Source organism: Pseudooceanicola sp. DL12 (assembly GCF_056270665.1).
On the sequence record NZ_CM149884.1, the window covers coordinates 1,436,517 to 1,463,345 of the forward strand.

At 65.6% G+C, this 26,829-nt stretch carries 25 protein-coding genes; 11 read left to right on the plus strand and 14 right to left on the minus strand.

All coding sequences use genetic code 11. The features are described from left to right. The first annotated feature begins 40 nt into the window (after positions 1 to 40). On the plus strand, positions 41 to 1,693 hold the full coding sequence (gene recN / locus AC0WR5_RS06705; protein ID WP_475867776.1) for a DNA repair protein RecN: 1,653 nt from the start codon (positions 41 to 43) through the stop codon (positions 1,691 to 1,693). A gap of 317 nt (positions 1,694 to 2,010) precedes the next feature. After that, entirely contained in the window at positions 2,011 to 3,699 is a 1,689-nt protein-coding gene (locus tag AC0WR5_RS06710; protein ID WP_475867777.1) for a chloride channel protein, read from the plus strand. Between the two features lie 60 nt (positions 3,700 to 3,759). Here the strand turns inward: AC0WR5_RS06710 and AC0WR5_RS06715 are convergent, their stop codons facing one another. The 6 genes from AC0WR5_RS06715 to cobS all read right to left on the minus strand — a co-directional run bounded on the left by AC0WR5_RS06715 (position 3,760) and on the right by cobS (position 10,046). Next, positions 3,760 to 4,101: a DUF427 domain-containing protein gene (locus AC0WR5_RS06715; RefSeq protein WP_475867778.1), complete on the minus strand. Its 342-nt coding sequence runs from the start codon at positions 4,099 to 4,101 to the stop codon at positions 3,760 to 3,762. Between the two features lie 82 nt (positions 4,102 to 4,183). Next, entirely contained in the window at positions 4,184 to 5,995 is a 1,812-nt protein-coding gene (locus AC0WR5_RS06720) for an aminopeptidase P family protein (RefSeq protein WP_475867779.1), read from the minus strand. After that, positions 5,995 to 7,869: a cobaltochelatase subunit CobT gene (cobT, locus tag AC0WR5_RS06725; RefSeq protein ID WP_475868916.1), complete on the minus strand. Its 1,875-nt coding sequence runs from the start codon at positions 7,867 to 7,869 to the stop codon at positions 5,995 to 5,997. Before cobT ends, AC0WR5_RS06720 begins: the two co-directional genes overlap by 1 nt. 57 nt (positions 7,870 to 7,926) lie before the next feature. After that, positions 7,927 to 8,364: a hypothetical protein gene (locus tag AC0WR5_RS06730; RefSeq protein WP_475867780.1), complete on the minus strand. Its 438-nt coding sequence runs from the start codon at positions 8,362 to 8,364 to the stop codon at positions 7,927 to 7,929. A gap of 49 nt (positions 8,365 to 8,413) precedes the next feature. After that, positions 8,414 to 8,878, minus strand: coding sequence for a hypothetical protein (locus tag AC0WR5_RS06735; protein WP_475867781.1), 465 nt, complete (start codon positions 8,876 to 8,878; stop codon positions 8,414 to 8,416). A 184-nt stretch (positions 8,879 to 9,062) separates the two neighbouring features. Then, positions 9,063 to 10,046 carry a cobaltochelatase subunit CobS gene (gene cobS / locus AC0WR5_RS06740; protein ID WP_475867782.1) on the minus strand — a complete coding sequence of 328 codons (984 nt, stop codon included), beginning with the start codon at positions 10,044 to 10,046 and terminating at the stop codon, positions 9,063 to 9,065. A 196-nt stretch (positions 10,047 to 10,242) separates the two neighbouring features. On the opposite strand from cobS, the gene AC0WR5_RS06745 reads away from it, so the two are divergent. From AC0WR5_RS06745 to AC0WR5_RS06755, 3 genes are all read left to right on the plus strand, one after another. Continuing rightward, a complete protein-coding gene (locus AC0WR5_RS06745; protein WP_475867783.1) occupies positions 10,243 to 10,785 on the plus strand; it encodes a sigma-70 family RNA polymerase sigma factor in 543 nt (180 codons plus the stop codon). Beyond that, positions 10,782 to 11,495, plus strand: a complete 714-nt coding sequence (locus AC0WR5_RS06750) for an anti-sigma factor (RefSeq protein ID WP_475867784.1) — start codon at positions 10,782 to 10,784, stop codon at positions 11,493 to 11,495. The genes AC0WR5_RS06745 and AC0WR5_RS06750 overlap by 4 nt, the downstream gene beginning before the upstream one ends. Positions 11,496 to 11,656: 161 nt before the next feature. After that, the gene (locus AC0WR5_RS06755) at positions 11,657 to 11,806 is read left to right on the plus strand and encodes a hypothetical protein (protein ID WP_475867785.1); all 150 of its coding nucleotides are present in this window, start codon (positions 11,657 to 11,659) and stop codon (positions 11,804 to 11,806) included. Between the two features lie 43 nt (positions 11,807 to 11,849). On the opposite strand, the gene AC0WR5_RS06760 is transcribed toward AC0WR5_RS06755, so the two are convergent. Together AC0WR5_RS06760 and AC0WR5_RS06765 are read right to left on the minus strand one after the other, a co-directional pair. Then, positions 11,850 to 12,455 carry a DJ-1/PfpI family protein gene (locus AC0WR5_RS06760; RefSeq protein WP_475867786.1) on the minus strand — a complete coding sequence of 202 codons (606 nt, stop codon included), beginning with the start codon at positions 12,453 to 12,455 and terminating at the stop codon, positions 11,850 to 11,852. Positions 12,456 to 12,575: 120 nt separating this feature from the next. Then, positions 12,576 to 13,208, minus strand: coding sequence for a DnaJ domain-containing protein (locus tag AC0WR5_RS06765; protein ID WP_475867787.1), 633 nt, complete (start codon positions 13,206 to 13,208; stop codon positions 12,576 to 12,578). A 76-nt stretch (positions 13,209 to 13,284) separates the two neighbouring features. Here AC0WR5_RS06765 and AC0WR5_RS06770 point away from each other — a divergent pair, with 76 nt between their 5' ends. Next, positions 13,285 to 13,542, plus strand: coding sequence for a BolA family protein (locus AC0WR5_RS06770; RefSeq protein WP_475867788.1), 258 nt, complete (start codon positions 13,285 to 13,287; stop codon positions 13,540 to 13,542). Positions 13,543 to 13,689: 147 nt separating this feature from the next. Here AC0WR5_RS06770 and AC0WR5_RS06775 read toward each other — a convergent pair whose 3' ends face one another. Next, positions 13,690 to 14,193 carry a DUF4177 domain-containing protein gene (locus AC0WR5_RS06775; RefSeq protein ID WP_475867789.1) on the minus strand — a complete coding sequence of 168 codons (504 nt, stop codon included), beginning with the start codon at positions 14,191 to 14,193 and terminating at the stop codon, positions 13,690 to 13,692. A 212-nt stretch (positions 14,194 to 14,405) separates the two neighbouring features. Next, the gene (locus AC0WR5_RS06780) at positions 14,406 to 14,882 is read right to left on the minus strand and encodes a thioesterase family protein (RefSeq protein ID WP_475867790.1); all 477 of its coding nucleotides are present in this window, start codon (positions 14,880 to 14,882) and stop codon (positions 14,406 to 14,408) included. A gap of 168 nt (positions 14,883 to 15,050) precedes the next feature. Between AC0WR5_RS06780 and AC0WR5_RS06785 the strand changes: the two genes are divergently transcribed. Then, the gene (locus AC0WR5_RS06785) at positions 15,051 to 16,607 is read left to right on the plus strand and encodes a phospholipase D family protein (RefSeq protein WP_475867791.1); all 1,557 of its coding nucleotides are present in this window, start codon (positions 15,051 to 15,053) and stop codon (positions 16,605 to 16,607) included. Between the two features lie 35 nt (positions 16,608 to 16,642). Here AC0WR5_RS06785 and AC0WR5_RS06790 read toward each other — a convergent pair whose 3' ends face one another. From AC0WR5_RS06790 to pepN, 3 genes are all read right to left on the minus strand, one after another. Further along, positions 16,643 to 17,749, minus strand: a complete 1,107-nt coding sequence (locus tag AC0WR5_RS06790) for a helix-turn-helix transcriptional regulator (RefSeq protein WP_475867792.1) — start codon at positions 17,747 to 17,749, stop codon at positions 16,643 to 16,645. 479 nt (positions 17,750 to 18,228) lie between these two features. After that, positions 18,229 to 19,743 carry an Asp-tRNA(Asn)/Glu-tRNA(Gln) amidotransferase subunit GatB gene (gene gatB / locus AC0WR5_RS06795; RefSeq protein ID WP_475867793.1) on the minus strand — a complete coding sequence of 505 codons (1,515 nt, stop codon included), beginning with the start codon at positions 19,741 to 19,743 and terminating at the stop codon, positions 18,229 to 18,231. A gap of 118 nt (positions 19,744 to 19,861) precedes the next feature. Beyond that, positions 19,862 to 22,432, minus strand: a complete 2,571-nt coding sequence (gene pepN, locus AC0WR5_RS06800) for an aminopeptidase N (protein WP_475867794.1) — start codon at positions 22,430 to 22,432, stop codon at positions 19,862 to 19,864. Between the two features lie 150 nt (positions 22,433 to 22,582). Here pepN and AC0WR5_RS06805 point away from each other — a divergent pair, with 150 nt between their 5' ends. Together AC0WR5_RS06805 and AC0WR5_RS06810 are read left to right on the plus strand one after the other, a co-directional pair. Continuing rightward, entirely contained in the window at positions 22,583 to 22,768 is a 186-nt protein-coding gene (locus AC0WR5_RS06805) for a hypothetical protein (protein ID WP_475867795.1), read from the plus strand. Positions 22,769 to 22,896: 128 nt separating this feature from the next. After that, a complete protein-coding gene (locus tag AC0WR5_RS06810) occupies positions 22,897 to 23,676 on the plus strand; it encodes a gamma-glutamyl-gamma-aminobutyrate hydrolase family protein (protein ID WP_475867796.1) in 780 nt (259 codons plus the stop codon). 17 nt (positions 23,677 to 23,693) lie between these two features. Here the strand turns inward: AC0WR5_RS06810 and AC0WR5_RS06815 are convergent, their stop codons facing one another. Continuing rightward, positions 23,694 to 24,446 carry an SDR family NAD(P)-dependent oxidoreductase gene (locus tag AC0WR5_RS06815; RefSeq protein WP_475867797.1) on the minus strand — a complete coding sequence of 251 codons (753 nt, stop codon included), beginning with the start codon at positions 24,444 to 24,446 and terminating at the stop codon, positions 23,694 to 23,696. Positions 24,447 to 24,634: 188 nt separating this feature from the next. Here AC0WR5_RS06815 and AC0WR5_RS06820 point away from each other — a divergent pair, with 188 nt between their 5' ends. Next, entirely contained in the window at positions 24,635 to 25,117 is a 483-nt protein-coding gene (locus AC0WR5_RS06820; protein WP_475867798.1) for a methyltransferase family protein, read from the plus strand. Positions 25,118 to 25,249: 132 nt separating this feature from the next. Continuing rightward, entirely contained in the window at positions 25,250 to 26,824 is a 1,575-nt protein-coding gene (locus AC0WR5_RS06825) for a Re/Si-specific NAD(P)(+) transhydrogenase subunit alpha (protein ID WP_475867799.1), read from the plus strand. The last annotated feature ends 5 nt before the right edge of the window (positions 26,825 to 26,829 follow it).

A 26,829-nucleotide genomic window follows, 5' to 3' on the forward strand; every position in this document is an offset into this window, starting at 1 on the left:
GTGTCCGCATCGCCCGGGCGCCTCCGGGGCTAATCCGTACATGCTGCGCGGTCTCGACATTCGTGACCTGTTGATCATCGACCGGCTGGAACTCGACTTCCAGCCGGGTCTCAACGTTTTGACGGGCGAGACCGGCGCCGGCAAATCCATCGTGCTCGACAGCCTCGGGTTCGTCCTCGGTTGGCGCGGGCGCGCGGATCTGGTGCGCGAGGGCGCCGAGCAGGGCGAGGTCACCGCGATCTTCGATCTGCCGGAGGGCCATGCCGCCCATCAGGTCCTCGAAGAGGCCGGTCTTGCCAGCGGGCCGGAGCTGATCCTGCGCCGCATCAACACCCGCGAGGGGCGAAAGACCGCCTGGATCAATGATCGCCGCGCCTCGGGCGAGGTGCTGCGCCGGCTCTCCGACACACTCGTCGAACTGCACGGCCAGCACGACGACCGGGGCCTGCTCAATCCCTCCGGGCACCGCGCCATTCTCGATCTTTTCGGAGGCCTGGACCCTCAGCGCCGCATCGTGCGCGAGGCCTGGCGGGCCCGGGTGGCCGCACAGAAGGCGCTCGATGCCGCGCGCAGCGCCCTGGCCAAGGCCGCCGCAGAGGAGGAATTCCTGCGCCATGCCGTGGCCGAGCTCGACCAGCTCGCGCCCCAGCCCGGCGAGGATGCCGAACTCGATGCCCGCCGCCGCATGATGCAGAGCGCGGAACGCGTCCGTCAGGACATCTCGCGTGCCCATGCCGCGCTCGGCTCCGACGGGGCAGAGGGGGCGATGGGCGATGCGCTGCGCTGGCTCGATGGTGCCGCCGAGGGCACCGAAGGGCGCCTGGACGAGCCGATAGCGGCCCTGACACGTGCCCTTTCCGAGCTGGGCGAAGCTGCCGATGGTGTGCTGCGCTGTCTCGAAGCCCTCGATTTCGACCCGCTGGAACTGGAAGCCACCGAAGAGCGTCTCTTTGCACTGCGTGCCCTGGCGCGCAAGCACGACGTCGGCCCCGATGATCTCGCCAGCCTCGCCGAAGACCTGCGCACCCGCCTCGACGCCATCGACAACGGCACCGAGCAGATCGCAACGCTCGAGCGCGACATGCGCGCGGCCGAGGCCAGCTATGGCGAGGCCGCCGGTGCGCTGACCACGGCCCGGCAGGAGGCCGCCACGCGTCTCGACCGCGCGGTCGAAGGCGAGCTGGCGCCGCTCAAGATGGACCGCGCGCGGTTCCGGACCGCGATCACCCCGACCGATCCGGGCCCCGACGGCCTGGACGAGGTCTCCTTTACGGTTGCCACCAACCCCGGCGCCCCGGCCGGCCCCCTGGCCAAGATCGCCTCGGGCGGCGAACTCAGCCGTTTCCTGCTGGCGCTCAAGGTCTGCCTGGCCGGGGATGTCTCGGGCCTCACGATGATCTTTGACGAGATCGATCGCGGGGTAGGGGGCGCCACCGCCGATGCGGTGGGGCGCCGACTGGCGCGGCTGGCAGAGGGGGGGCAGGTGCTCGTCGTCACCCATTCGCCACAGGTGGCCGCTCGCGGCTCGCATCACTGGCAGGTCGCCAAGCGCGTCGAGGATGGCATGACGCTCTCCACCGTCACCGCGCTGTCGCCGGATGACCGCGTCGACGAACTGGCGCGGATGATCTCCGGTGATGCGGTGACGGACGAGGCCCGCGCCGCCGCGCGCCGCCTGATCTCCGCCGACTGAGGCATCCCGCCAACGTCGGGCCAAACCGCGCAGGCGGATTTTCAGAAATTGGCAACCAATTCGTGTCACAACGCCCGGGCCTGCACCCTGTACCCCGATCGAGGGGCGGCCGAATGTCGGATCTGGCGTCGCTCCCGCAGGCAGAGCTGCCACAGGTTGCCACCCGCAGGCCCGCGCCCACAGGCCGGGTCTTTTCGTCGCCGCCGCGATCCCCTATCACCGGGGGGAGATTCCGCCTGGCGGCGGCGCCGCGCCTCCTCTGAAAGACGCCCGTGCCGCCCGCGCGGAGCCAATGCACAGGCACAAGGGACAGGCGGATGGCCACAGAGGACAATCAGGTCACTCAGGGACTCCTCCGAACCTGCCACCTTCAGGCCCGGCGCAGCTGGAACATCGTCCGCACCCGCGGCCCGAACCAGTTCCAGTTCTGGCTGATCGCCCTCTGCATCGGCGTGGCGGCAGGGGGCGCGGCCCTCCTCTTCCGAGAGGCGATCTACTATCTCCAGCTGTTTTCCTACGGTGCCAATGAGGAGGGGCGGCTCGCCCCCAAGGGCGAAGGCGTGGCCTGGTACGTCATGCTCATGGTGCCGATCATCGGCGGACTGATCGTCGGGCTGATCCTGCACTTCTTCACTCCCGACGGGCGCGTACGGTCCGTGTCGGACGTGATCAAGGGCGCGGCCCTCGACAATGGCCGGGTCGAGATGCGCGCCGGTGTCGCCTCGGCCTTCGCCTCGCTGATCACCCTGGGCATGGGCGGTTCCACCGGGCGCGAGGGGCCGGTGGTGCACATGGGCGCCGTGCTCTCCACGCGGGTGCTCGACTGGATGAAGGCCGACGGCGTCACCGGGCGCGACCTTCTCGGCTGTGCCGTGGCGGCCGCCGTCGCAGCCAGCTTCAACGCGCCCATCGCCGGGGCGCTCTTCGCGCTGGAGGTGGTGCTGCGCCACTTCGCCATCCATGCCTTCGCCCCCATCGTCGTGGCCTCGGTCATGGGCGCGGTGATGAACCGCCTGGCCCATGGTGGCGCGGCGGAATTTGCCCTGCCCAATACAGACGGGCTTGAATTCTACCTCGAGCTGCCGGCCTTCCTGCTGCTCGGCGTGGTCTGCGGCGTGGTGGCGGGGATCCTGATGCTGGCGCTCTTTTTCGCCGAGGATTTCGGCAACCGCGTGCAGGAGAAACTCTCCATTCCGCGCTGGCTGCGCCCCTGTGTCGCCGGTGGGCTGCTGGGGGGCATCGCGATCTACTTCCCCTTCATCATCGGTGTCGGCTACGAGACGACCAGCCGCGCCCTCAGCGGCGACCTCCTGCTGTCACAGGCGATCATCTTCGCCATGGTCAAGGCGCTGGCTCTGGCCATCACCTATGGCGGGCGCATGGGCGGAGGCGTCTTCTCTCCCGCGCTGATGATGGGCTCGCTCACCGGGCTCGCCTTCGGCCTCGTCGCCACCAGCTTCTTCCCCGAGATGTCCGGAGAGGTGCGCTACTACGCGCTGGCGGGCTTCGCCGGGGTGGCGGCGGCGGTGCTTGGCGCGCCGATCTCGACCACGCTGATCGTCTTCGAGATGACCGGCGACTGGGACATGGCCATGGCCGTTCTGGTGACCGTCTCCATCTCCACCGCCATCGGCACGAAATTCGTCAAGCGCTCCTTCTTCCTGACCCAGCTCGAGCGTCGCGGCCTGCATATCTCGGCCGGGCCACAGGCCTATCTGATGGGCATGTTCCGCGCCCGCGACGTCATGCGACAGCCCGACGCCGCAGGCGTGCCCCCGCTCGAGGAGCTGCAGCGGCTGATTGACGCAGGGCAGGCAATCGACGCCGGCCAGACCCTGGAGAGCGCCTTCCAGACCTTCGAACGCACGCTTCAGCCCTGCCTGCCGGTGGTGGAGCGCGAGACCCCCGAGGGCGAGGCGATGCTCTGCGGGGCGCTCTTCCACGTCGATGCGCTCAGGGTCTACAACCGTGCCCTGGCCGATACCGCCGCCGAAGAGCACAGCTGACATGAAAACGGCGCGGGCCCCGGGGGGCACCGCGCCGCTGATCCGGCCCGTGGCAGGATCTCAGATCTGTTCGATGGTCACGAAGTCGGTGGCATAGAAGGCCACGTGGTCCTTGATCCGCTCCATGCCTTCCTTCGGCGCCTCATAGCTCCAGGCGGCGTTCTCAAGCGTTGTGCTCTTGGTCACGATGGAGAAGTAGCAGGCATCGCCCTTCTTCCTGCAGGTCGTGACGTGGTCGGTCTTGTCCAGGAAGGCCATCGCGATGTCTTCCCGCGGGAAATAGATGATGTCGGGATAGCCCGGTTCGCTCAGTTCAAGTGCGTTGCGGCTTTCGGCCAGGATGGCGCCACCGGCGCGAACGCTCCAGTTTCCCGCAGCGGCGCGGATGGTGATATCGGTCATGTGTCAGCCCCCCAAAAGGCGTCTCAGTCCTGCCGTGCCGATGTAACATCATCATGTCACATCGGTCCTGGATCCGGCGGTGTCAGAGTTTTTCAGTCGCGCGATCCAACCACATCAGGGCGGCGCCGTCCAGACGCGGGGAGAGCATATCTCTGCACGTAGCATGATAGGCGTTGATCCAGTCCCGCTCATCTGCGGTCAGCAGGGCGGTGTCGATCATCCGGGTGTCGATCGGCACCCAGGTCAGCGTCTCGAAATCGAGCATGGCGCGGTCATCGCCGCCCGCCACGTCATCGGCTTCCTTGACCACGATCAGGTTCTCGATCCGGATGCCAAAGGCTCCCTCGCGGTAATATCCCGGCTCGTTCGACAGGATCATGCCGGGCTGCAGGCGCACGTCGCTCAGGCGGCTGATCCGCTGCGGACCCTCGTGCACGCACAGATAGCTGCCCACGCCGTGGCCGGTGCCATGGTCGTAATCCTGCCCGGCCAGCCACAGCGGATAACGCGCCAGCGCGTCCAGGTGCTGCCCGGCGATCCCCTTGGGGAAACGCGCGCGGGAAATCGCGATCATGCCCTTCAGCACGCGGGTATAGGCGGCCTTTTCCTCGGCGCCCGCCTCGTCGCCCACCAGCAGGGTGCGGGTGATGTCGGTGGTGCCGTCCAGGTACTGGCCGCCGCTGTCCACCACGATCAGCTGCCCGGCTTCCAGCTGCCGGTTGCTCTCGTGGGTCACGCGGTAATGGGGCAGGGCACCGTTCGGCCCCGCGCCCGCGATGGTGTCAAAGCTGATCTCCATCAGCGCGTTGGTCTCGCGGCGGAAAATCTCCAGCCGCGTCACCAGGTCGATCTCGGTCAGGCTCTCCTGCCTGGCGCCGTCGAACCAGGCCAGGAAGTTGCACATCGCCACCGCGTCGCGCAGGTGTGCCTCGCGGGTGCCCTCGATCTCGGCCTCGTTCTTGCAGGCCTTGGGCAGGGCACAGGGATCTTCGCCCCAGCTGATCGTCGCGCCCTTCAGCTGTGCCTCGACCCAGATCGGGCAGGCCGCCGGATCCAGCCGGATCGCGCCCGTCACCTTCTGGGCAATGGCCTGCAGCGAGGGCCCGAAGGCCGAGGGGGATTCCACCGTCACATCCGGGCCGAGGTGGTCGATCAGCGCGTCGTCGCATTTCTCGTCCTCGGCAAAGAGCGCCACTTCGCCATTGGCAAAGAGCACGGCAAAGGCATGGGGCACCGGGTTGCGGGGAATGTCGCTGCCGCGGATGTTCAGCAGCCAGGCGATGCTGTCGGGCAGGGTCAGCACCACCGCCTCCTCGCCGCGCCGGGCCATGGCAGCGCCCAGGCGCTGGCATTTCGACTCCAAGGTTTCGCCCGCAAATTCAATCGGCTGCACGCTGATCTTGCCCATCGGCGGCTCCGGCTGATCGGGCCATACCGCGTCGAGGGGATTGTCCTCCACCGCGCGCAGCTCCACGCCCTTGCCGGCAAGCGCCGTCTTCAGCCGGTCGATCTCGGCCCGGGTGTGCAGCATCGGGTCAAAGCCCATCACGCCGCCCTGCGCCAGGGCACCGGCGATCCAGGCCCCCAGGCCGGTCTCGGGCCAGGCGACCTTCTCGAAATCCTCGGCCACCTGTGCCCGGGCCTGAACCCGGTAGCGGCCATCGACGAAGACCGCGGCGCGGGCGCCCGTCACCACGCAGAACCCGGCCGAGCCGGTGAACCCCGTCAGCCAGGCCAGCCGCTCGTCACGGGCGGCGACGTATTCGCCCTGATGGGCATCGGCGCGGGGCACGATGAACCCGTCGAGGCCGCGGCGTGTCAGTTCGGCGCGCAGGTCAGCCAGGCGCGGCGGCCCCTGTTCCGGAGAGGAGGGGCTTTCGAATGTCTGGAACATCAGCTTGCCTTTCGGATGCCGATCATGCGGGCCCGCGCGCGCGGGTCGTTGTCAAAGAGTGAGGCCAGCTGCTCGGTCATCGCGCCGGCCAGCTGGTCGACATCGGTGATCGTGACGGCGCGCTGGTAATAGCGCGTCACGTCGTGGCCGATGCCGATGGCGATCAGCTCCACCAGCTTCTTCTTCTCGACCATGGCGATCACGTCGCGCAGGTGCTTCTCGAGGAAATTCGCCGGGTTCACGCTCAGGGTGGAATCGTCCACCGGGGCGCCGTCGCTGATCACCATCAGGATCTTGCGCGCCTCGCGCCGGCCCACCATCCGCTTGTGCGCCCATTCCAGCGCCTCGCCGTCGATGTTCTCCTTCAGCAGGCCTTCCTTCATCATCAGGCCCAGGTTGTCGCGGCTCCGCCGCCAGGGCGCATCGGCCTGCTTGTAGACGATGTGGCGCAGGTCGTTCAGCCGGCCGGGGGCCTGCGGACGGCCATCGTTCAGCCATTTCTCGCGGCTCTGTCCGCCCTTCCAGGCGCGGGTGGTAAAGCCCAGGATCTCCACCTTGACGCTGCAGCGTTCCAGCGTCCGCGCCAGAACGTCGGCACAGATCGCCGCGATCGAGATCGGCCGCCCCCGCATCGAGCCGGAGTTGTCCAGCAGCAGCGTCACCACGGTGTCGCGGAACTCCATGTCCTTTTCCACCTTGAACGACAGCGGCGTGGTCGGGTTGGCCACCACGCGGGCCAGCCGCCCCGCGTCGAGCACACCCTCTTCCTTGTCGAACTCCCAGCTGCGGTTCTGCTGTGCCTGCAGGCGACGCTGCAGCTTGTTGGCCAGACGCCCAACGGCGCCCTTCAGCGGTTCCAGCTGCTGGTCGAGATAGGCCCGCAGCCGTTCCAGCTCCTGGGCATCGGCCAGGTCCTCGGCGGCGATTTCCTCGTCGAAATCGCGGGTATAGACGATGTAATTCGGGTCGGCCTCGCTGACGGGGGCCGGGGCGGGGGGCTCCATCGGGGCCTCGCCCTCGGGCATCTCCGCCTCTTCGCCGGCCTCCTGGTCGGCCATCTCGTCGGCGCTCACCTGCGCTTCCGACTGGTCCTGCTGTTCGTCCTGGCTCTGCTCGGGGCTGGTCTCGGGCTGGTCCTCGCTCTCGTCCTCGCCGGTGGAATCGGGATCCTGTTCCTCTTCCTCACCGTCCTGGGCGTCGTCCTCGGCCTCGTCGTCCATCTGGTCCGGATCATCGCCGAGCTGGTCGCCATAGCCGAAATCGTCGATCAGCTGCCGCGCGAATTTCGCGAATTGGCTCTGGTCCGACAGCTTGGTTTGCAGGTCTTCCAGCGTCTCGCCCGCGCGGCCCTGCATGAAGTCGCGCCACAGCTCCATCACGTTGTCGGCGCCCTCGGGCATCGGGCGCCCGGTGGCCAGGTGCCGGATCAGGTAGCCGGCCGCGACCGACATCGGTGCGTCCTTCATCTCCTTGATCCCGGCATAGCCGCCGCGCTTGGCCTCGGCGGCGATCTTGTGGTCGATGTTGCCGGCGGTGCCGGGCATGTCGCGCGCGCCCATGGCCTCGCAGCGCGCCGTCTCCATCGCCTCGTAGAGGTCGCGCGCCATCTGGCCCTGCGGCACATAGCGCGCGTGGGTCTTGGCGTCGTGATAGCGGTGGTGCAGCGCCAGCGCGTCGGCCGTGCCCCGGGCCAGCAGCACCTCCTCCTTGGACAGGCGGCGGCTGATCTGCGGCAGACGCAGGGAATCCGCGGTCTTGCCCGAAGGGTCGACCGTGTATTGCACGTTCAGGTCGTGGTCGTCGGCCATGACCTTGGTGGCCTCGGCCAGGGCCTTCTTGAACGGATCGGCGGGGTTGTCGCTGGACTTGCTCATGGGGATGGTAAAGCACTCTGCGCGCGGCTCGGCAAGTCTCTGGCGCATGCGGGTGCGCTATTCCTCCGCGGGTGCGGCGCCCTCGGCCTGCGGGGATGCGCCGGGCGCCTCTTCCAGCTCCGAGCAGCGCCCGGCCAGCCGGTCGAACAGCCCGGTCGAGATCCCGTCCTGGCCCAGCACCTTGGCCTCGGCAATCAGGGCCATGTCGTGGCGCTCCTCGGCGATCTGCTCCGCTGCCTGCGGCCCGGCCTGATCCTCGAAGGCCTGCGCCAGGGCGCGGGTGTTGGTCATGTCGCCGAAATAGCCGGGGTACTCGTCTGCCACATCGAGCATGCCCAGCCAGAGCGCCGCGCATTCCGCCGGGTCGGGCGCCGTGCCCGCCTGCAGCGGCAGCGCCCCGGCAGAGAGGAGGGGGGCAGACAGAGCCCCATATAGAGCTCCCTGCAGGGCAAAGGCCCGTAGGGCAGGCACAATGGCTTGGGAAATCCGTGTCATGACAGGAGTTTGCCATCGACGCGCGCCCGGGGATAGTCGCGCCGCGACGTCAGCCGGATTCGCGCGCCGTGTCGCCCATGGCCGGGCTCTGGCCCGTCCTCAGGCCGGCCTCCGCGCCGATCAGCAGGGCGCAGTGCCTCAGCATCTCTTTGGAGCGGGCCGCAGCGCTGCGCTGGCGCTCGGGCGCGGTGCCGCCGAAATCGGTCTGCATCAACAGCTGCTGCTGGGCAAATTTCGCCTCGATCCGCAGGGCCAGCGCCTGCCGGCCCGCATCCTCGGGCATCACCGCCTGAAGCAGGTCCAGCATCGCGGCGCGCTGTGCCCGCGTGTCCTCCGACCGGCTGTCCGACATCAGCCACTGATGCTCCATCAGGGCCGAGAGGCGGCCGGCGCAGGTGGCGAACTCTCGTGTCAGCGGATCCAGGGGGCCGGCCAGGGTCAGCCCGGGGGCAGCCCCCAGAAGGGCCGTCAGGCAGATCATCAGGCGGAAAAGTCCGTTTTGCACCCGTTTCATGGCAAACCTCCGACGCACCGCTGCTGCGGTCTGTCGTCAGGCTAGGCCGTCAGGTGTTGCCATTTCGTTCATGGCTCGCCCGGGAGGGGCGCCGGCAGGGCCACCCGCCACCAAAAATGGCCAAGAAAAAACGGCGGCCCCGTTTCCGGAGCCGCCGTTGCAATCTGTTGCTCTGCGTAAGGGTTCAGCCGGCGGCCACCGCTGCGCTCTCCGGCAGCTCTTCGTCGAAGCAGCGCTGATAGAACTCGGCCACGGTCTGGCGTTCCAGCTCGTCACACTTGTTCAGGAAGGTCAGGCGGAAGGCATAGCCCGTGTTGCGGAAGATCTCGGCGTTCTGCGCCCAGTTGATCACGGTACGGGGGCTCATGACGGTCGACAGGTCGCCGTTCATGAAGGCGGTCCGGGTCAGACCGGCCAGCGTTACCATCTGCGCGATGGTCTTGCGGCCCTTCTCGGTGTTGTAATGCGGCGCCTTCGACAGGATGATCGCGGTTTCCGCATCATGGCTGAGATAGTTCAGCGTCGCCACGAGCGACCAGCGGTCCATCTGTGCCTGGTTGATCTGCTGGGTGCCATGGTAAAGGCCCGTCGTATCGCCCAGGCCCACCGTGTTGGAGGTGGCGAAGAGGCGGAAATACTTGTTCGGCGTGATGATCTCGTTCTGGTCGAGCAGCGTCAACTTGCCGTCGGTTTCCAGCACCCGCTGGATCACGAACATCACGTCGGCGCGGCCGGCATCGTATTCGTCGAAAACGATCGCGGTGGGGTTGCGCAGCGCCCAGGGCAGGATGCCCTCGTGGAATTCCGTCACCTGCTTGCCGTCGCGCAGCTTGATGGCGTCCTTGCCGATCAGGTCGATCCGGCTGATGTGGCTGTCCAGGTTGACGCGCACGCAGGGCCAGTTCAGGCGGCTTGCCACCTGCTCGATATGGGTCGACTTGCCCGTACCGTGGTAGCCCTGCACCATGACGCGGCGGTTGTGGCTGAAGCCCGCAAGGATCGCCAGCGTCGTGTCGGGGTCGAAGCGATAGGTCGGATCGGCTTCCGGCACGCGGTCGGTGGGCGCGTCAAAACCCTTTACGGTCATATCGGTATCGATGCCGAAGACTTCGCGGACCGAGATTTCCTCGGTCGGTTTGGCGTTGATATCGAGCGATCCGTCGGCCATGGTCGGTGTGTCCTTGTCGTTCCTTCGCGTACCCGGCCGGGCCGGGCGGTTCTCCGGGCAACATATCGAAGCAGACGCCGAGGGAAAGGGCAAAAACGCCGCCGCCGCGCCAGAGCAGGCAGGGGCGACGCCGCGGAGACCACGGTAGAGGCAACCGGACGCCCGCCAGGGACGCAAAAGGGGAGGGACGGGGCCCATGGCGACCCTGGAGGACATCGAGGAGCTGATCGCGCGCACCGCCCTTGCGGACCGCGCCGCCTTCGAACGACTTTACCAGCTGACCTCCGCGAAACTCTTCGGCATCTCGCTGCGTGTCTTGGGCACGAGAAGCGAAGCGGAAGAGGCCGTGCAGGAATCCTACGTCAAGATCTGGCGCAATGCCGGTCGCTATCAGTCCGGCGGCTACAGCCCGATGACCTGGCTGATCACCATCGCCCGCAACACCGCCATCGACAGGCTGCGGGCGCGCCGCGCCAGTGGCGCCGAGATGTCGGAGGCCGAGGCCATCCCCGATGCCGGCCCAACCCCCGAGGCCGCGGCCATCGCCAGCTCGGAGCGCGCCCGGCTCGCGGGCTGCCTCCAGGAGCTTGATGCCGACCGGGCCGAGGCCGTCCGGGGCGCCTATCTCTCCGGGCTCACCTATCAGGAGCTGGCCACGCGTTTCGACGTGCCGCTCAACACCATGCGCAGCTGGCTCCGGCGCAGCCTGCTGAAACTGAAGGATTGTCTGACGCGATGAGCGACGATGACATCATACCGCCGACCCCCGGCGAGGAGGAGAGCATCCGTGCCGCGGAATACGTTCTCGGCCTCGTGGAGGGCGAGGCACGCGCCGCCTTCGAGGCCGAGATGGGGCGCAGCCCGGCGCTCCGTGCGCTGGTCGCCGCCTGGGCCGAGGATTTCGCCGCCATGACCGACACGATCGCCGAAGAGGCCGTGCCGCCCCGTGTCTGGCAGGCGATCACCGAACGGCTCTGGGACGAAACACCCCCCGAACAGGTCAGCCTCTGGCGCCGCTGGGGCCTGGGCGAGGTGCTCGTGGGCTCGCTGGTGGCCGCGGGCCTGGCCTTCCTGGTCTATCAGTCCGACCTGCTGGCACCGCCCGCGCCCAGCTTCGTGGCCCAGATCGGCGCCCCGGCCGATCCGGTGCGCTTCCTCGCCGGCTACGACCCCGAGAGCGGCACCCTCCGGCTGCAGCAGCAGGGGCAACCCGCCCCCGCCGGCCGCTCGTTCGAGCTCTGGCTGATCGCCGGCAACGATGCGCCGGTCTCGCTGATCGTCTGGCCCGCCGATGCCCGCACCGAAGAGATCGCGCTGCCCGCCGACATGGGCGCGCTGCTTCCGGGCGCCGTGCTCGCGGTCTCCGAGGAACCCGAAGGCGGTTCGCCCACCGGTCAGCCCACCGGCCCGGTCGTGGCCACGGGCGAGGTCGTCAGCCAGCAGCTCTGATCCTCTGCCTTGCCCTTCGGCCTTCACCGGCGGACGGGCAGGGGCACCGGACGTTCCGTCAGGGCGGGGTTAACGCTTTGTCCAAACCTCTGTGGCAGAACCCTGCGCATCCGTCCCTCGGGGGCGGGTGCCAATCTTCACGTCGCTGCCCGGGGAAACGCATGTTCACCTTCTACAGCCGCCGCAACACCGCTGGCCTCGCCGTCCTCTTGATGTTCCTGCTCTCGGGTCTTGCGCATTACGTTCAGGGCGACGCCGCACAGCCCGGCCGGTCCGAGGCCGCGGCAAGCTTTCTCGCCTCCCGTCACTGACAGGCCCGCCGCCCGTCGGGCACGGTAGCGGAGCGGTGGCGGATCAGTCGCGCTCGCTGATCGCCCCTGCGGGAGGATAGCCATAGGCGATATCGTTCTTCGCCGCCTCCGCGCTCTCGGCGCCGAACAGCCGCGCCACCAGCCAGAGCGCCATCTCGATCCCGGACATCACGCCGCCCGCGCTCACCAGGGTGCCGTCACGAACGATCCGCATTCCCTCAAGCACCTCGCCCACGCGCCCTGTCTCGCGCAGCGCCGCACAGAAATCGTGGTGCGTGGTCATCTGGCGGCCGCCCGCCAGCCCCGCGCCCGCGATCAGGAAGGCGCCGGTGCAGACGCTCATCAGCCAGTCGCAGCCCGGCGCTGCCGCCTGCAGCCAGGCGGTCATCGCCGGGTTGGCCACCTCGGCGCGCGCGCCCTTGCCGCCGGGCACGATCACCACCTCGGGATGCGGCAACTCCGACAGCAGCGCCGTCGGCAGCACCCGCATGCCCTTGGCACAGAGCACCGGCCCCTCGCGTTCGGCCACCAGCTCGACGCGCCAGTCCTCCGAGGCGCCGATCACGCCGGTCAGCACCTCCCATGGCCCGGTGAAATCCATCTCCTCGACCAGGTCGAAGATCACGATGGCGATGGTCTTCCGCGACATCTGACAGGCCTCCTCGGGCTGTGCGCAACGCCGCCACTATCTGCCCGATTTCACGCGCTGAAAAGCGAAACGGGCCGCCTGTGGCGACCCGTCCCATGTCCCTGCGCTGCAAAGCAGCACCTACTTGAAGTTGCGGCTGTCCTTGATCTGGTCCCAGGCCCAGACGACCTGCTGCAGCTGCTCTTCCTGGCTGCGATCGCCGCCGTTCATGTCGGGGTGCAGCACCTTGATCAGCGCCTTGTAGGCCTTGCGCACTTCGGCCTTGCTCCAGTGGTCCTTGGCCTCAAGGATGTCGATCGCCTGGCGCTCGGTGGGCGGCAGGCGGCGGGTATGGGCGCCGTTGTTCTTGCTGCGGCCGGGGTTCTGGGTGGCATTGGCGCCCAGCACCTGGTGCGGGTCCTCGATGCCCAGCCGCGCCCAGGCCCGTGCCTCGGGATCGCCCAGCGGCTTGGTCTTGCGGTCCCAGACCTTGTCGTCGCTCATCTGCGCATTCATCTCGGCTTCGGTCTTGCCGTCGAAGAAGCTCCATTTCTGGTTGTACTCGCGCACGTGGTCCTTGCAGAACCAGTAGTAGTCGTCCAGCACGTCGGGGGCCTTGGGCGCACGATACTTGCCCGGCTGCTCACAGCCGGGGTGCTCGCAGACCCGGGTCGAGGTCTCGGAGGCGCCGGACATGCCGCGCCGGCCGCGGTTGGTTTTCTTCTTTGCAGAAGAGATGGACATATCGAAACCGAAGGGATCAGGTTTGGGCATCAAGCGGTCCTTTCCGAGTCAGGCGCTGCAGTTTAGACTGTGTGGCGCCAGATTGAAGAGGCGAGAGGAAAAAAATATGTCGAGAACGGCAGAGATCCGTACCCGGTTGCAGCAGGAATTCGCACCTGAAGTGCTGGAAGTGCTGGACGAGAGTGAACAGCATCGTGGCCACGCGGGCTATCAGGAGGGCGGCGAGAGCCATTTCCGCGTCCGCATGAAGAGCCCGGCCCTTGCCGGCAAGAGCCGGATTGCCCGGCACCGTGCCGTCCACGCCGCCCTCGGCCCGGAGCTGATCGGCAAGATCCACGCCCTCTCCCTCGAACTCGAGGTCTGACGGCCGCGCCCTGTTGCGCCCCGTCAGGGCGCCAGCGACAGCTGCCGTCGGCCACGGATCCCGCCCGTGCCGCCTCGGGCACGGGCAGAGGCCCGATATGGGCATTTTCCCTGCGTCTTCAAGGGCGCATCGCGGCGGGCGCGGAACTTACTCGGTCTTGCGGCTCCCGTCGTCCTCCGTGGTCTCCACGGTGTCATCCGCAGCCTTTTCGGGGGCCGGGCTCATGGCCGGCTCCTTCCTCAGCGGCGGTTCGCGGTGGCCGGCTGCCGCCGGGGTTTCGGCGGGTTTTCCGCTGCCGGTGCCGGGGCCGCTGCCACGGCTGGCGGTCAGCGCCGGTTTCGGCGCCTCTGCCGGCACATCCGACGTCATCACCTGAAGCGAGCCGCCCGGCACCGCCTGGGCCCAGTCGGCGTCCACGCCTGTGCTGCGGCGAAAGATCAGCACGTTGCGAAAGGTCTTGGCCGAGCCGGTCAGTCCCGAGCGTTCCTCGTGGGGCAGGGTCTCGGCGCGCATGTATTCCCAGCCGGCGGCGGCCATCTCGTTGATCACCGCTTCCAGCGCCCGGGCAAAGCGCCCCTCGGGCGTCTTGATCCCCTTCGCCTTCTCGCCCTTGGCCGGGGCGGGGACGACCTTGTATTCATAGGTGGTCATGCGGGCCTGTCTCCTGTCTGGCGCCTGCTACTGCTCGGTCCGCGTCCGGCTCGCGTCCTGGCCTTGCCGGGCCCGGGACTGGCCGCAGATCGCGCGCTGCAAATCCTTGTCCGGCGGGTGGGGATTTCCCGTCCTGCCGGCGCCCCTTCATAATGGTCCGCGGGCCGCCCCGCAACACGGGCCGCGCCCGCGCGGCGCTGCGCGGCGATTTGCTACCGATTGCGGCGCCGAATGCCCATCGGGCGACCAACCCACTCCGGTACCGGCGCATCCCCCTGCGCCGCAAGCGCCGCCTCCAGCGCCGCGAGGCGGCCGGGCGGATAGGGCGCCACCCTCGGCCCCGCCTGGTCCACGTGCAGGCTGATCCCCTCGGCCGTCGCGGCGAGCCAGCCCTCCTCGTGCCACATCTGCTGGCAGAAGTGGAAGCTCTTCGGCCCCACCTCGATCAGCTGCACGCTCGCCCGCACCCTTGCCCCCGCATGCAGCTCGCGCAGATAGCGGATGTGGAATTCCGCCGCATAGGTCGTGTGCCCGCTGTCGCGGCGATAGGCCTCGTCCAGCCCGACCCGGGCACTGAACTGGTCATCCGCCTGGTCGAAGATCACCGCGTAATAGGCCATGTTCATATGGCCGTTGTAGTCCGTCCACTCCGGCCGCACGTCCAGCAGCCCCGAGATGAAAACGCTCATGTCCAGTCCCTTCCTGCGCGCGGTCCCGTCACCGGTCGCGGCAAACGTGGGCGAAATGCATCGCCCCGGCCTTCCCGGTGCCGCCCGCGCGGCTTGCTCTTCCTTCGCGCGCCAAAGTGGTTAAACATTTCGGGGAATTCAAATTCCAATTGCGGGCGGGTCTCTCGAATGCGGTTCCTCAGAAACTTGGCAATCTTCATCGTCATCGTCGTGGTGATCATCTTCGGCCTCAGACTGATCTTTGCCCTGCCCGACAACGACAACCGCAGCGAATCCACCCATACCGCCCTCTCGGCCGATACCTACCTCGGGCGCGGCGTCCTCGGCATGATGGAGGACAGCCCCGGTGTCTCCGGCGTCCTGCCGCTGGCCGATGGCCGCGATGCCCTCGCGGCGCGCATCCTGATGGCCCGCACCGCCCAGGAGAGCATCGACACCCAGTATTACATCTGGGAGACCGACACGACCGGCTGGGCGCTGCTGGATGAATACCTCGACGCGGCCGAACGCGGTGTCCGCATCCGCCTGCTGCTCGACGACAACGGCATCCCCGGCCTCGACCAGGAGCTCGCCGCCCTCGACAGCCTGCCCAATGTCGAGGTCCGCCTCTGGAATCCCTACCAGACCCGCTGGTGGAAGCAATTCGCCTATGCCTTCGACTTCTTCCGTCTCAACCGCCGCATGCACAACAAGTCGATGACTGCCGATGGCGCCGCCACGATCATCGGTGGCCGCAACATCGGCGACGTCTACTTCGACTACGGCGAGGGTGCGCATCACTTCGACTACGACGTGCTGGCGGCCGGCCCCGCCGCCACCATCGTCGGCGAAACCTTCGATGATTACTGGGCCAGCGAGAGCGCCTATCCGATCGGCTCCGTGGTCAATCTCAAGAGTGCGGAGGCCGGCCTGCAGTCGATCCGCGATCATGGCGAGGCCGCGCGCCATTCCGCCCGCGGCGAGGAATATGTCGAGGCGATGCAGAACTCGCCCATCATGTCCCAGGTCATCGCCGGCGAATCGCCCCACGAATGGACCACGGTCACCCTCTATGTCGACGATCCCTCCAAGGGCCTGGGGCTTGCGGCCGACGATCAGCTGCTGATCGCCAGCCTGCCCGATATCCTCAACACCGCCGATACCTCGCTCGATCTCGTCTCGGCCTACTTCATCCCCGGCGCGCTCGGGGCCGAGACGCTGATCGATCTGGCCAACAAGGGGGTCAAGATCCGCATCCTGACCAACTCGCTGGAATCCAACAACGTTTCTTCCGTCCACTCGGCCTATCTGAAATACCGCGACGATCTGGTCGATGCCGGGATCGAGCTGCACGAGCTGCGCGCCGAACCCGATGCGGCGCCGGAATCCTTCGTCTCCTCGATCCTGTCTGGCTCCACCGCCAGCCTGCACGCAAAGACCTTCTCGATCGACGATCAGGACAGCTTCATTGGCTCCTTCAACTTCGATCCGCGGTCTGCGCATCTCAACACCGAGATGGGCTTCCTCATCGACAGCCCCAGCATCGCCAGCGCCCTGACCGAGGCGCTGAATTCCACCACCAATTCCTACTACGTGGTCCGCGGCCCCGACGGGAACCTGCTCTGGCAGGAAAAGGACGCCGACGGCAACGTGACCGTCACCTACGATCACGACCCCAACACCTCGATCTTCAAGCGCGGCCTGGTGCGGGTGATGTCCTGGCTGCCGATCGAGTGGGTGCTGTAGTCCCGTTCTAGGGGCGCGTCCGGCAGGGGCGCCCCTCAGATCACCCCGAGCATGATGCCGTTGCGCACCGCCTGGGCCAGTGTCGATGCCCCCAGCTTCAGCCGGGCGTTCTTCAGGTGCATGTCCACCGTCGGCATCGAGATGCCAAGGGTATGGGCCACCATGTCGCGGCGCATGCCCTCGCTTGTCAGCGTCAAGACCATGACTTCCCGTGCGCTCAGCCGGGCGCGCTCCTCGATCGGGTAGAGCCCGCTCGACAGTTCCAGCGGCTCTTCCGATGTCACCACCAGCAGTGCCTTGCAGCCGCCGCCCGTGCGCGGCAGCACGTTCAGCGTCAGTGCCGGAAACATCGCCTCCGGGGGGCGGTGCGGCGCCACGGTGGGCGGCAGTTCCAGCACCGAGGCCTCGGCATGGTCGGCCCGCGTGGCCCGGTGCAGCGCCGCGTCCAGCGCACGGGCAAGCCGGGGATCAAAGCGCAGCCGGTCCCGGCTCAGGCGAAAGGCAGGATGGGCCCGCAGCAGGGTCTCGCCGCCGCCATTCAGCCGCAGCAGCCGCCCCTCCGGGTCGAGCTCGAAGCTCGGCATGCCCTCGCTCAGGGTACGGCGGGTCGCGGTGATCTCTTCGAAGAGGTTCCGCTCCAGCTCGCGGCGGATCTCCATCATCCGGTTGATGTCGCGGGCATGGCGTTGCAGGAAATCGGCGTCCGCGTCGCTGAAATCGCCCTCGGCCGCGCCGCGGTGCAGGGCGATCACCCCGGTGCCGTCGCGGGTGGGGGTGCCGATGGCCATGCACCAGACCTTGTCGAGCCGGTTCGGCCGGATGAACTCGTTGTAATAGACCGAGCGGCGATAGGTCTGCTCCGGCACCAGCTCCGACAGCCGCAGCACCCGTCCCAGGTTGGCCGGCTTGAAACCCTCGTTGAACCACAGGTCGTGGTCCGCGAATTCCGCCTCGTAGGTGGCGTTCACCTCGTCATGGGTATCGGCCACGAAATCCCGCCGGGCGCCGGGGTGGTACCACATCATGAAACAGGAACTGACCCCGAGGGCGGCGGCAAATCGTCCGGGCAGGGCGGCGAATGCCTCTGCGTCCAGCGCGGCGTCATAGATCTCGTGATGCGAGAAGGCGGGGCGGGGAGGCATGGGAGAGAGAATTCTACTGGTACGTCAGGACGCGGCTGGCTGGGAACTGGCTGATCACTGGTACACGATAACGGCGGGCCGTTCGGCGGCCTCGTTGTCCGGGTATACCGTTGCGGGAAGGCAGGCAAACCTCTTCGCGTTACCTATAGGTAAAGATCGCACTTCCGGGTCAGCTGTGCACAGCCGTGCAGCATTCGCAACCCGTCCCTTGGGCCATTCCCCTTTTGGCAGAGAGGCCGTAGGGGCGCTGGTCCGAGGCCGGTTTTCGGCCGCTCAGGGGGCCATGGCAGGGCCATTTTCGCACCGACGCGATACCGACGCGATACCGACGTAATACCGACGTTGGAATCCGGCGATTTCAACGGGTTGAAGATATGCGTGGTTTGGAATTTGTTGGGGCCTTTTCGGCCGTTTTTCGGGGGCGGAAATGCAAACGCCGGGGCTGGGCCCCGGCGTCATGATCTGCACTGTTTTCGGTCTCAGAGGCCCAGCTTGGCCGCCACCAGGTCATTGACCGCCTTGGGGTTGGCCTTGCCGCCGGTGGCCTTCATGACCTGGCCCACGAACCAGCCCGCAAGCTTCGGATTCTGCTTGGCTTTTTCCACCTGCGCCGGGTTGGCCGCGATCACCTCGTCGACGGCTGCTTCGATGGCGCCGGTGTCGGTCACCTGTTTCAGGCCCTTTTCCTCGACGATCTTTGCCGGGTCGCCGCCCTCGGTATAGACGATCTCGAAGACGTCCTTGGCGATCTTGCCGCTGATGTCACCCTTCTTGATAAGGGTAATGATTCCAGCAAGTTGCTCCGGGTTCACCGGGCTGTCCTCGATGTCGGCATCGTCCTTCTTCAGGCGGCCGAACAGCTCGTTGATCACCCAGTTCGCCGCCAGCTTGCCATCGCCGCAGATGCCCGCGACGGCTTCGAAGTAGACGGCGTTCGGCACTTCCGCGGTCAGCACGCTCGCGTCATATTCGGACAGGCCGAAGTCCTTGACGAAACGGGCTTTTTTGGCGTCAGGCAGCTCCGGCAGGCTGGCCTTGATATCGTCTACCCAGGCTTGCTCGATCTCCAGCGGCAGCAGGTCGGGATCGGGGAAGTAGCGGTAATCATGCGCTTCTTCCTTCGACCGCATCGAGCGGGTCTCGTTCTTGTCCGGATCATACAGGCGGGTTTCCTGTTCGATCTCGCCGCCGCTCTCCAGAATCTGGATCTGGCGCCGTGCCTCATAGTCGATCGCCATCTGGATGAAGCGCATGGAGTTCATGTTCTTCAGTTCGCAGCGCGTGCCGAGGTGCGAAAAGTCCTGCGTTTCCTGATACTTCTCGTATTGCCCCACGCGACAGACCGAGACGTTGACGTCAGCGCGCATGTTGCCGTTCTGCATGTTGCCGTCGCAGGTGCCGAGGTAGCGCAGGATCTGGCGCAGCTTCGCCAGGTAGGCTGCGGCCTCTTCCGGGCCACGGATGTCCGGCCGGCTGACGATCTCCATCAGCGCCACGCCGGTCCGGTTCAGGTCGACAAAGGACATGTTCGGATCCATGTCATGGATCGACTTGCCCGCGTCCTGTTCGAGGTGGATGCGCTCCACGCGCACCAGCCGGGCCACGCCCGGCTCCATGTCGACCAGAATTTCTCCTTCGCCGACAATGGGATGGTAGAGCTGGCTGATCTGGTAGCCCTGCGGCAGGTCGGGGTAGAAATAGTTCTTGCGGTCGAAGGCGCTCATCAGGTTGATCTGCGCGTTCAGGCCCAGCCCGGTGCGGACCGCCTGTTCGACGCAGAACTCGTTGATCACCGGCAGCATGCCCGGCATCGCCGCGTCCACGAAGGCCACGTTGGAGTTCGGCTCGGCGCCGAACTGTGTCGAACCGCCGGAGAAGAGCTTGGCCCTGGAGGAAACCTGGGCATGCACCTCCATGCCGATCACCAGTTCCCAATCGTGCTTCGCGCCGGCGATCACCTTGGGTTTGGGGGTCTCGTACGTGAGGTCCAGCATGGTCCGTCCTTTCCGGAAATGGCTTGGCCACGGTTTCTAGGGCAGGGCGGTTTGGGGGGCAAGAGGGGTCTGCCCACTCTTGCCCCGAAACGCCCGCTGCCTTTGTCGCAAAGGCGCCTCAAGCCTTCAGGATACGGCTCACCATCTCCGTCACATCGCCGCTCAGGCCTTCCTGTCCGGCGATCCGTTCCAGCTCGGCCCGGATCATTGCCTGCCGGTCCGCGTCGAAGCGTTTCCATGTCTCGAAGGCTGTGCACATCCGTGCGGTGGTTTGCGGGTTCAGCTTGTCCAGCTTGATCAGCCAGTCGGCCAACACCTTGTAACCCTTACCGGATTTGTGGTGGAAACCCGCAGGCGTCATCGCCAGGGCGCCAAAGGTGGCACGGAAACGGTTCGGGTTGCGCATGTCGAAATCCGGGTGACCGGCCAGGGCCTCGGCGGTCTCGGCGACCTTCTCCGGTGCGGCATGGGCCACCTGCATCGAGAACCACTTGTCCACGACAAGGCGGTCATGCTGCCATTGCGCGTAGAAGGCCTTCAACTCGGCATCTGCCTTGCCGATGCTCAGCAGGCAGCTCAGCGCGGCCAGCTGCTGGGTCATGTTGTCCGCCTCGCCGTACTGCTGCCGGGCCCGTTCGCCGCCGTCGAGGCGGCTCAGCAGTGCCAGGGCCGAGTTGGCAAGGGCTCGTGCCGCGGCCGGTGCTGCATCGGGCTGATAGATCCCGGGCACCTGGTGGCTGGCAAAGAGCGTGGCCAGCAGATCGGGAAGCGCCTTGGCCATCGCGTCGCGCATTTCCTCGCGTTTTGCCCAGATCCTTTGCGGGTCAGGCACGTGGCCGCTCTCGAAGAGCGTCTGTGCCAGGTCATCCTCGGACGGCAGGGCCATGGCAAGCGCCCGGAAGGCGGGGTCTACCGTCTCGTCCGACAACAGAGTGCCGAGCGCCCCGAGATAGGCCGGGTCGGCGGGCGCATCGTCAACGATCATTTCCATCAGTGCCTGTTTCGCCAGGGCCCGGCCGGCCTCCCATCGGCAGTAGGGATCTGTGTCATGCTCCAGCAGGAAGGCGCGCTCGGCATTGTCCATGTCGCGGTGCAGGATCACGGGGGCCGAGAAACCGCGCAGGATCGAGGGCACGGGACGCGCGCCCAAACCATTGAAACTGAAGGTCTGCTCTGCCTCGGTCATCTCGAGAAGCGTGGTGCTGACGACCTCATCGCCGTTGGGGCCGATCAGCCCCACGGCAATCGGAAGCACCTGGGGGGCCTTGTCGGTCTGCCCGGGCGTGGCTGGCGTCTCCTGGCGGAAGCGCAGGGTATAGCTGCCGCTGCCCTCGTGCCATTCCTCCGTCACGTGCAGGCGCGGGGTGCCGGCCTGGCTGTACCAGCGCTTGAACTGAGACAGGTCACGGCCGGTGCTGTCCTCGAAGACCTTGAGCCAGTCCTCGATCGTGCAGGCCTGTCCGTCATGACGCTCGAAGTAGAGATCCAGCGCCTTGTAGTAGGCTTCATCCCCCACGAGGCGCTTCAGCATTCCGATGACCTCGGCGCCTTTCTCATAGACGGTGGCCGTATAGAAGTTGTTGATTTCCTGAAAGCTCTCGGGGCGCACTGCGTGGGCGAGCGGGCCGTTGTCCTCGCGGAACTGACGGGCGCGCAACGCAATCACGTCGCTGATCCGCTTGACCGGCTCGCTTCGCATGTCGGCGGTGAACTGGCTGTCGCGGTAGACGGTCAGACCTTCCTTCAGGCACAGCTGGAACCAGTCCCGGCAGGTAATGCGGTTGCCTGTCCAGTTGTGGAAGTACTCATGCGCGATGATCGCTTCGATCCGCTCGAAGTTGCCATCTGTCGATGTCTCCGGGCTTGCCAGAACGCAGGAGGAGTTGAAGATGTTGAGGCCCTTGTTCTCCATCGCGCCCATGTTGAAATCGTCGACCGCAACGATGTTGAAGATGTCCAGGTCGTATTCCCGACCATAGGTTTCCTCGTCCCATTTCATCGACTTCTTAAGGGCTTCCATGCCAAATGCGCATTTCCCCTCGTCACCGGGACGGACCCAGATGTTCAGTTCGACCTCCTTGCCGGACATGGTGGTGAAGCGGTCGGGATGGTTAACCAGGTCGCCTGCGACCAGGGCAAAGAGATAGGCCGGTTTCGGCCAGGGATCGTGCCATTCGGCAAAGCCTTCGCCGCGGCTCACCGGGTTGCCGTTCGACAGCATGACCGGCATGTCGCTCTCGATCCGGACGGTGAAGGTTGCCATCACGTCTGGCCTGTCGGGATAGTAGGTGATCTTGCGGAACCCTTCCGCTTCGCATTGGGTCGAATACATGCCGTTCGACATGTAAAGCCCTTCCAGTGCGGTGTTTTTTGCCGGAGCGATCTCGACTTCGGCTTCCCAGGTGAAGGGGCCGTCGGGGACAACGCAGGTCAGGCTGTGAGGCGTCAGTTCCGGGCTGACGGCTTGGCCGTCGATGCTCGCACTGATCAGTTTCAGGTCTTCACCATGCAGGAAGAACGTGTCCTGAGGGCTCTCGGGGTTCGGTCGGAACGTGATCTTGGAAAGGACCCTTGTCGTCTCTGGCGCTAGACGGAAGGTCAGGTGCACATCATCGATCAGCCAGCCTGGCGGCGTGTAGTCGGCGAGGTAGATCGTGCCAGAACTGTGGTCTGCGGCGGCGTCCTTCATGACATGCGTCCTTTGTTTATTTGTTCCGGTGATCTTCGCTGCGTGGCCCGGAATTGCAAGGCCCGCGGAGTCACGCCGGTGTGTTTCAAAACCGGTGGAAGGCCTCTGGCGAGAGGCGTATGCCATTGACAGAATGGAAAGGAGCGTCAGATGACTGATCAGCAATCTACCCACAACGAAGCGGTTCAGAAGCATGGCGGGCCAAAGCCGATCTGGATCCCCGCCCTCGTGGTTCTCTTCGTGGCGTTGGCCGGGGCGACCTACGCCTTGGATATGGCGACAGAGCCGGCTCTCGTATCGGAAACCGCTGCCGGGGCAAGCGCAGCCGGCCATTGAGGGCGATGTGCGGTCGATTCTGCCAATATCTCAGGCGGGGCCCTCTTGCAGTGCATCAGCGCACATCGTTTTCGTTTCAAATCCGCGCCGTGCGCCTGTACAGTAGCAAGCAGGATTAGAGGCGTATCATGACAAGACCCCGTATCGGTATCATCACCAATCTCCACGTTGTCGACTCCAGCTACCGGACGCACGCGGGCGGTGTTATGATCTCGGAAGCGGTGGCGGATGTCGCCCACGCCGTTCCTCTGCTCATTCCTGCCGACCCGCGACTGGTGACGGTCGAGGAACTGCTGGAAACCTTCGACGGCTTTGTCCTGTCCGGTGGCCGGCCGAACGTGCATCCCTCCGAATACGGCGAGGAAGAGACCGAGGCCCATGGCGCATTCGACAGGGCACGGGATGCTATCACGCTGCCTCTGGTCCGTGCATGCGTCGAGCGCGGGCAACCCTTCCTGGGGATCTGCAGGGGATTTCAGGAGGTCGCCGTTGCCATGGGGTCGACGCTGCACCCGGAAATCCGGGATCTGCCGGGGCGCATGAACCACCGCATGCCACCCGATGGCACGATCGAAGAGAAATTCGCGTTGCGTCACAAGGTGACCTTCACTGAGGGTGGGGTCTATCACCGGCTGATGGGGGCCCCCGAAGTGATGACCAATACGCTGCACGGACAGGGGGTGGTCCGCCCGGGCAAGCGTTTCTTCATTGATGGTTTTGCGCCAGATGGCACCCCAGAGGCCGCCTACGTCGAAGATGCGCCCGGCTTCACCCTTGCGGTGCAATGGCATCCAGAGTTCAACGCCGCCTGTGATCCGGTGTCGAGGCCGCTCTTCGAGGGGCTGGGACAGGCGGCATGCGCCTGGCGCTCCGGCAAGGCCGGCAAGCCGATCCTGAAGAGTGCCTGACGCCATTCAATTTTCGCTCAGATCTGGCCGCCCGCTATTCGGATCTCTGTACCGTTCACGCTCTCGCAGACCGGGTTGCACAGCCAAAGGGCCGTCGCCGCGATTTCCTCGGGGGTGATCAGCCGCTTATGTCTGTTCAGCCCTACCATCATTTCGCGTGCTTCGTCTTCTGACACGCCCGCCCGCTGTGCAATTGCATCGGTGTTGCGGGTGACGATGGGCGTGTCGACGTATCCAGGGCATATCGAGTTGAAGGTGTATGGCCCGCCCATGAAGTCCTCGGCAAAGGATCGCATCATGCCGATCACGCCGTGCTTCGAGGCAGAGTAAGCGCCGGCGCCGGCGGTGCCCTTGACGCCAGCGATGGAGGAAATGGCGATCACGCGGCCCCAATCGGTGCTCAGCATGCTTTGCAGGCTTTCGCGGACAGTAAAGAAGGCGCCGTCCAGGTTCGTGGACATGATCTTGCGCCACATTTCGGTGTCGGTCTTGTGTAGTTTACGCCCTTCCGCGATACCGGCGTTGGCTACGCAGATCTGGATAGGGCCATTGGCGTCGGCTGCGGCGGCGATACAGTCCCGTACCGCGGATTCGTCGGTTACGTCCATGGCCATTGGCGTCATTCCCGGCCCTGCGACCTCGGCAAGCACCTCAGCGCGTCGACCAGTGATCGTGACCGTCGCGCCATGCTCTGCCAGCGTCCGGGCGATGGCCAAGCCGATCCCCGTTCCGCCTCCCGTGACAAGCGCGTGTTTCCCATCCAGCATCATCAGATTCTCCTCCATTTGCGGAATTAACTTTTGCAAAGCGGTCTATTAATGTCAAAATGGACTGTTAGTGCAACTATGTGGGGAAAATGGCACGACGTTGGGCAATTTAAGCAGAGCGAAGCCGCAGGTGCCGGTTGTGCACTGGTTCTCTCTGGTGTTGCCTCTGCCTCTTGTTAAGATTGTCGCTCATGTTGACGCGCATCATTCCGGCTGACCCAATGTTGAAATGGATCGACATGCCACCTGTCTGGCTTGCAGGGGCCTTGGCACTTGCCTATGCGCTTGCGCGGCTCAGCACTTGTGACTTCACTTCGACTGACGCGTGGACGTCGCTGATCGGAGGGCTACTTGTCGGCGGGGGCCTTTTGCTGATGGCCTTGGCGGCCTATGAAATGCGCCGGCAAAAGACGACGATCATCCCGGGCGCCGAGGTCAGTCACCTCGTCACCACCGGCATCTTTTCACGTAGCCGCAATCCGATCTACCTTGGTGATGTTCTGGTGCTCACCGGATTCATCCTGAAGTGGGAAGCGGCCTTGGCGCTGCCTTTGATCCCCCTGCTGTTCTGGGTGCTGGAGACAAGGTTCATTCGTCGGGAAGAGGACTATCTGCGCAGGAAATTTCGGGCGGATTTCGCACGTTATGCGCAAAAGACACGCCGTTGGGTTTGACACCCGCCACCATTCAAGGCAAATCGAGCGGCAATGGTTGCGCAATAATCTTGCGCAGATCAAAGTGAGAATGGCCGGGAAATTTCCCGGCCTAATTGCAGAGGCCAGTTGTTCAGAAGGGGGACGACACAGGTGAAAATCGGAACGCCAAAGGAAACCTTCGCGGGTGAAGCGCGGGTTGCCATGACGCCGGACTCGGCGCTCCAGCTGCAGAAGCTGGGGCACGAATGCTATATCGAGACAGGGGCCGGTGCGCTGGCCGAATTCTCGGATGCCGCCTATGAGGAAGCCGGTGTGACCGTGCTTCCGAACGCGCAGGCCCTTTACGACACCGTCGATATCGTGGCCAAGGTTCGGGCTCCGTCGGAGGAGGAGGCAAAAATGCTGCGCAAGGGGCAAACCCTGATCAGCATGTTCAATGCCGCCGGAAATCCGGATCTGCTCGAGTTGTGCAAGGCACAGGGAGCAACTGTGCTGGCCATGGAAATGGTCCCGCGCATTAGCCGCGCCCAGAAGATGGATGCCCTGTCGTCCATGGCCAACATTGCCGGCTACCGCGCTGTGATGGAGGCAGGCAACAACTTTGGCCGGTTCTTTACCGGTCAGATCACGGCTGCGGGCAAGGTGCCGCCAGCCAAGGTGCTGGTGGTCGGTGCAGGTGTGGCAGGCCTTGCCGCCATCGGTGCGGCGACCTCTCTCGGGGCGATCACGTATGCATTCGACGTGCGGCCCGAGGTGGCTGAACAGGTCGAATCCATGGGCGCGGAATTCGTCTATCTCGATTTCGAGGAAGAGCAGCAGGATGGCGCGGCTACCGGCGGCTATGCATCTGTTTCCTCGCCGGAATTCCGCGAGGCACAACTCGCGAAGTTCCGCGAGATCGCGCCCGAGATGGATATCGTGATCACCACTGCGCTGATCCCGAACCGCGAAGCGCCCAAGCTGTGGCTCGAGGACATGGTCGCGAGCATGAAGCGTGGCTCCGTCATCGTCGACCTGGCGGCAGAGCGTGGCGGCAACGTGGAAGGCACGGTAACGGACGAGAAGGTCGTGACCGACAACGGCGTGACCATCATTGGCTACACCGACTTCCCGAGCCGCATGGCGACGCAATCGTCGAGCCTCTACGCCACCAACATCCGTCATCTGATGACGGATCTGACCCCGGAGAAGGACGGCGTAGTCAACCACGACATGGACGACGACGTGATCCGCTCTGCCACGGTGACCCACGAAGGCGAGATCACTTTCCCGCCGCCTCCCCTCAAGGTTCAGGCGATTGCAGCCCAGAAACCCAAGGAGAAGGCCAAGGAGCTGACGCCTGAGGAAAAGCGCGCCGCTGAAGTTGCTGCCTTCAAGAAGCAGACCCGCAACCAGGTTACGCTGATCGGCATCGGTGCATTCCTGCTGCTGGCTGTCGGCCTCGTCGCCCCAGCCAGCTTCATGCAGCACTTCATCGTGTTCGTGCTCTCGGTCTTCATTGGTTTCCAGGTGATCTGGAACGTCAGCCATAGCCTTCACACACCGCTGATGGCCGTCACCAACGCGATCTCGTCGATCATCATTCTTGGCGCCTTGACCCAGATCGGGTCCGGCAACTGGCTGGTGATCATCCTCGGGGCGCTGTCGGTCTTCATGGCGGGGATCAACATCTTCGGTGGCTTCCTCGTGACACGGCGCATGCTCGCCATGTTCCAGAAATCCTAAGGAGC

What these genes read in the sequence shown, in the direction of transcription:
- recN (WP_475867776.1), top strand. Translation starts at nt 41, where the DNA reads ATGCTGCGCGGTCTCGACATTCGTGACCTGTTGATCATCGACCGGCTG.
- AC0WR5_RS06710 (WP_475867777.1), top strand. Translation starts at nt 2,011, where the DNA reads ATGGCCACAGAGGACAATCAGGTCACTCAGGGACTCCTCCGAACCTGC.
- AC0WR5_RS06715 (WP_475867778.1), bottom strand. Translation starts at nt 4,101, where the DNA reads ATGACCGATATCACCATCCGCGCCGCTGCGGGAAACTGGAGCGTTCGC.
- AC0WR5_RS06720 (WP_475867779.1), bottom strand. Translation starts at nt 5,995, where the DNA reads ATGTTCCAGACATTCGAAAGCCCCTCCTCTCCGGAACAGGGGCCGCCG.
- cobT (WP_475868916.1), bottom strand. Translation starts at nt 7,869, where the DNA reads ATGAGCAAGTCCAGCGACAACCCCGCCGATCCGTTCAAGAAGGCCCTG.
- AC0WR5_RS06730 (WP_475867780.1), bottom strand. Translation starts at nt 8,364, where the DNA reads ATGACACGGATTTCCCAAGCCATTGTGCCTGCCCTACGGGCCTTTGCC.
- AC0WR5_RS06735 (WP_475867781.1), bottom strand. Translation starts at nt 8,878, where the DNA reads ATGAAACGGGTGCAAAACGGACTTTTCCGCCTGATGATCTGCCTGACG.
- cobS (WP_475867782.1), bottom strand. Translation starts at nt 10,046, where the DNA reads ATGGCCGACGGATCGCTCGATATCAACGCCAAACCGACCGAGGAAATC.
- AC0WR5_RS06745 (WP_475867783.1), top strand. Translation starts at nt 10,243, where the DNA reads ATGGCGACCCTGGAGGACATCGAGGAGCTGATCGCGCGCACCGCCCTT.
- AC0WR5_RS06750 (WP_475867784.1), top strand. Translation starts at nt 10,782, where the DNA reads ATGAGCGACGATGACATCATACCGCCGACCCCCGGCGAGGAGGAGAGC.
- AC0WR5_RS06755 (WP_475867785.1), top strand. Translation starts at nt 11,657, where the DNA reads ATGTTCACCTTCTACAGCCGCCGCAACACCGCTGGCCTCGCCGTCCTC.
- AC0WR5_RS06760 (WP_475867786.1), bottom strand. Translation starts at nt 12,455, where the DNA reads ATGTCGCGGAAGACCATCGCCATCGTGATCTTCGACCTGGTCGAGGAG.
- AC0WR5_RS06765 (WP_475867787.1), bottom strand. Translation starts at nt 13,208, where the DNA reads ATGCCCAAACCTGATCCCTTCGGTTTCGATATGTCCATCTCTTCTGCA.
- AC0WR5_RS06770 (WP_475867788.1), top strand. Translation starts at nt 13,285, where the DNA reads ATGTCGAGAACGGCAGAGATCCGTACCCGGTTGCAGCAGGAATTCGCA.
- AC0WR5_RS06775 (WP_475867789.1), bottom strand. Translation starts at nt 14,193, where the DNA reads ATGACCACCTATGAATACAAGGTCGTCCCCGCCCCGGCCAAGGGCGAG.
- AC0WR5_RS06780 (WP_475867790.1), bottom strand. Translation starts at nt 14,882, where the DNA reads ATGAGCGTTTTCATCTCGGGGCTGCTGGACGTGCGGCCGGAGTGGACG.
- AC0WR5_RS06785 (WP_475867791.1), top strand. Translation starts at nt 15,051, where the DNA reads ATGCGGTTCCTCAGAAACTTGGCAATCTTCATCGTCATCGTCGTGGTG.
- AC0WR5_RS06790 (WP_475867792.1), bottom strand. Translation starts at nt 17,749, where the DNA reads ATGCCTCCCCGCCCCGCCTTCTCGCATCACGAGATCTATGACGCCGCG.
- gatB (WP_475867793.1), bottom strand. Translation starts at nt 19,743, where the DNA reads ATGCTGGACCTCACGTACGAGACCCCCAAACCCAAGGTGATCGCCGGC.
- pepN (WP_475867794.1), bottom strand. Translation starts at nt 22,432, where the DNA reads ATGAAGGACGCCGCCGCAGACCACAGTTCTGGCACGATCTACCTCGCC.
- AC0WR5_RS06805 (WP_475867795.1), top strand. Translation starts at nt 22,583, where the DNA reads ATGACTGATCAGCAATCTACCCACAACGAAGCGGTTCAGAAGCATGGC.
- AC0WR5_RS06810 (WP_475867796.1), top strand. Translation starts at nt 22,897, where the DNA reads ATGACAAGACCCCGTATCGGTATCATCACCAATCTCCACGTTGTCGAC.
- AC0WR5_RS06815 (WP_475867797.1), bottom strand. Translation starts at nt 24,446, where the DNA reads ATGATGCTGGATGGGAAACACGCGCTTGTCACGGGAGGCGGAACGGGG.
- AC0WR5_RS06820 (WP_475867798.1), top strand. Translation starts at nt 24,635, where the DNA reads ATGTTGACGCGCATCATTCCGGCTGACCCAATGTTGAAATGGATCGAC.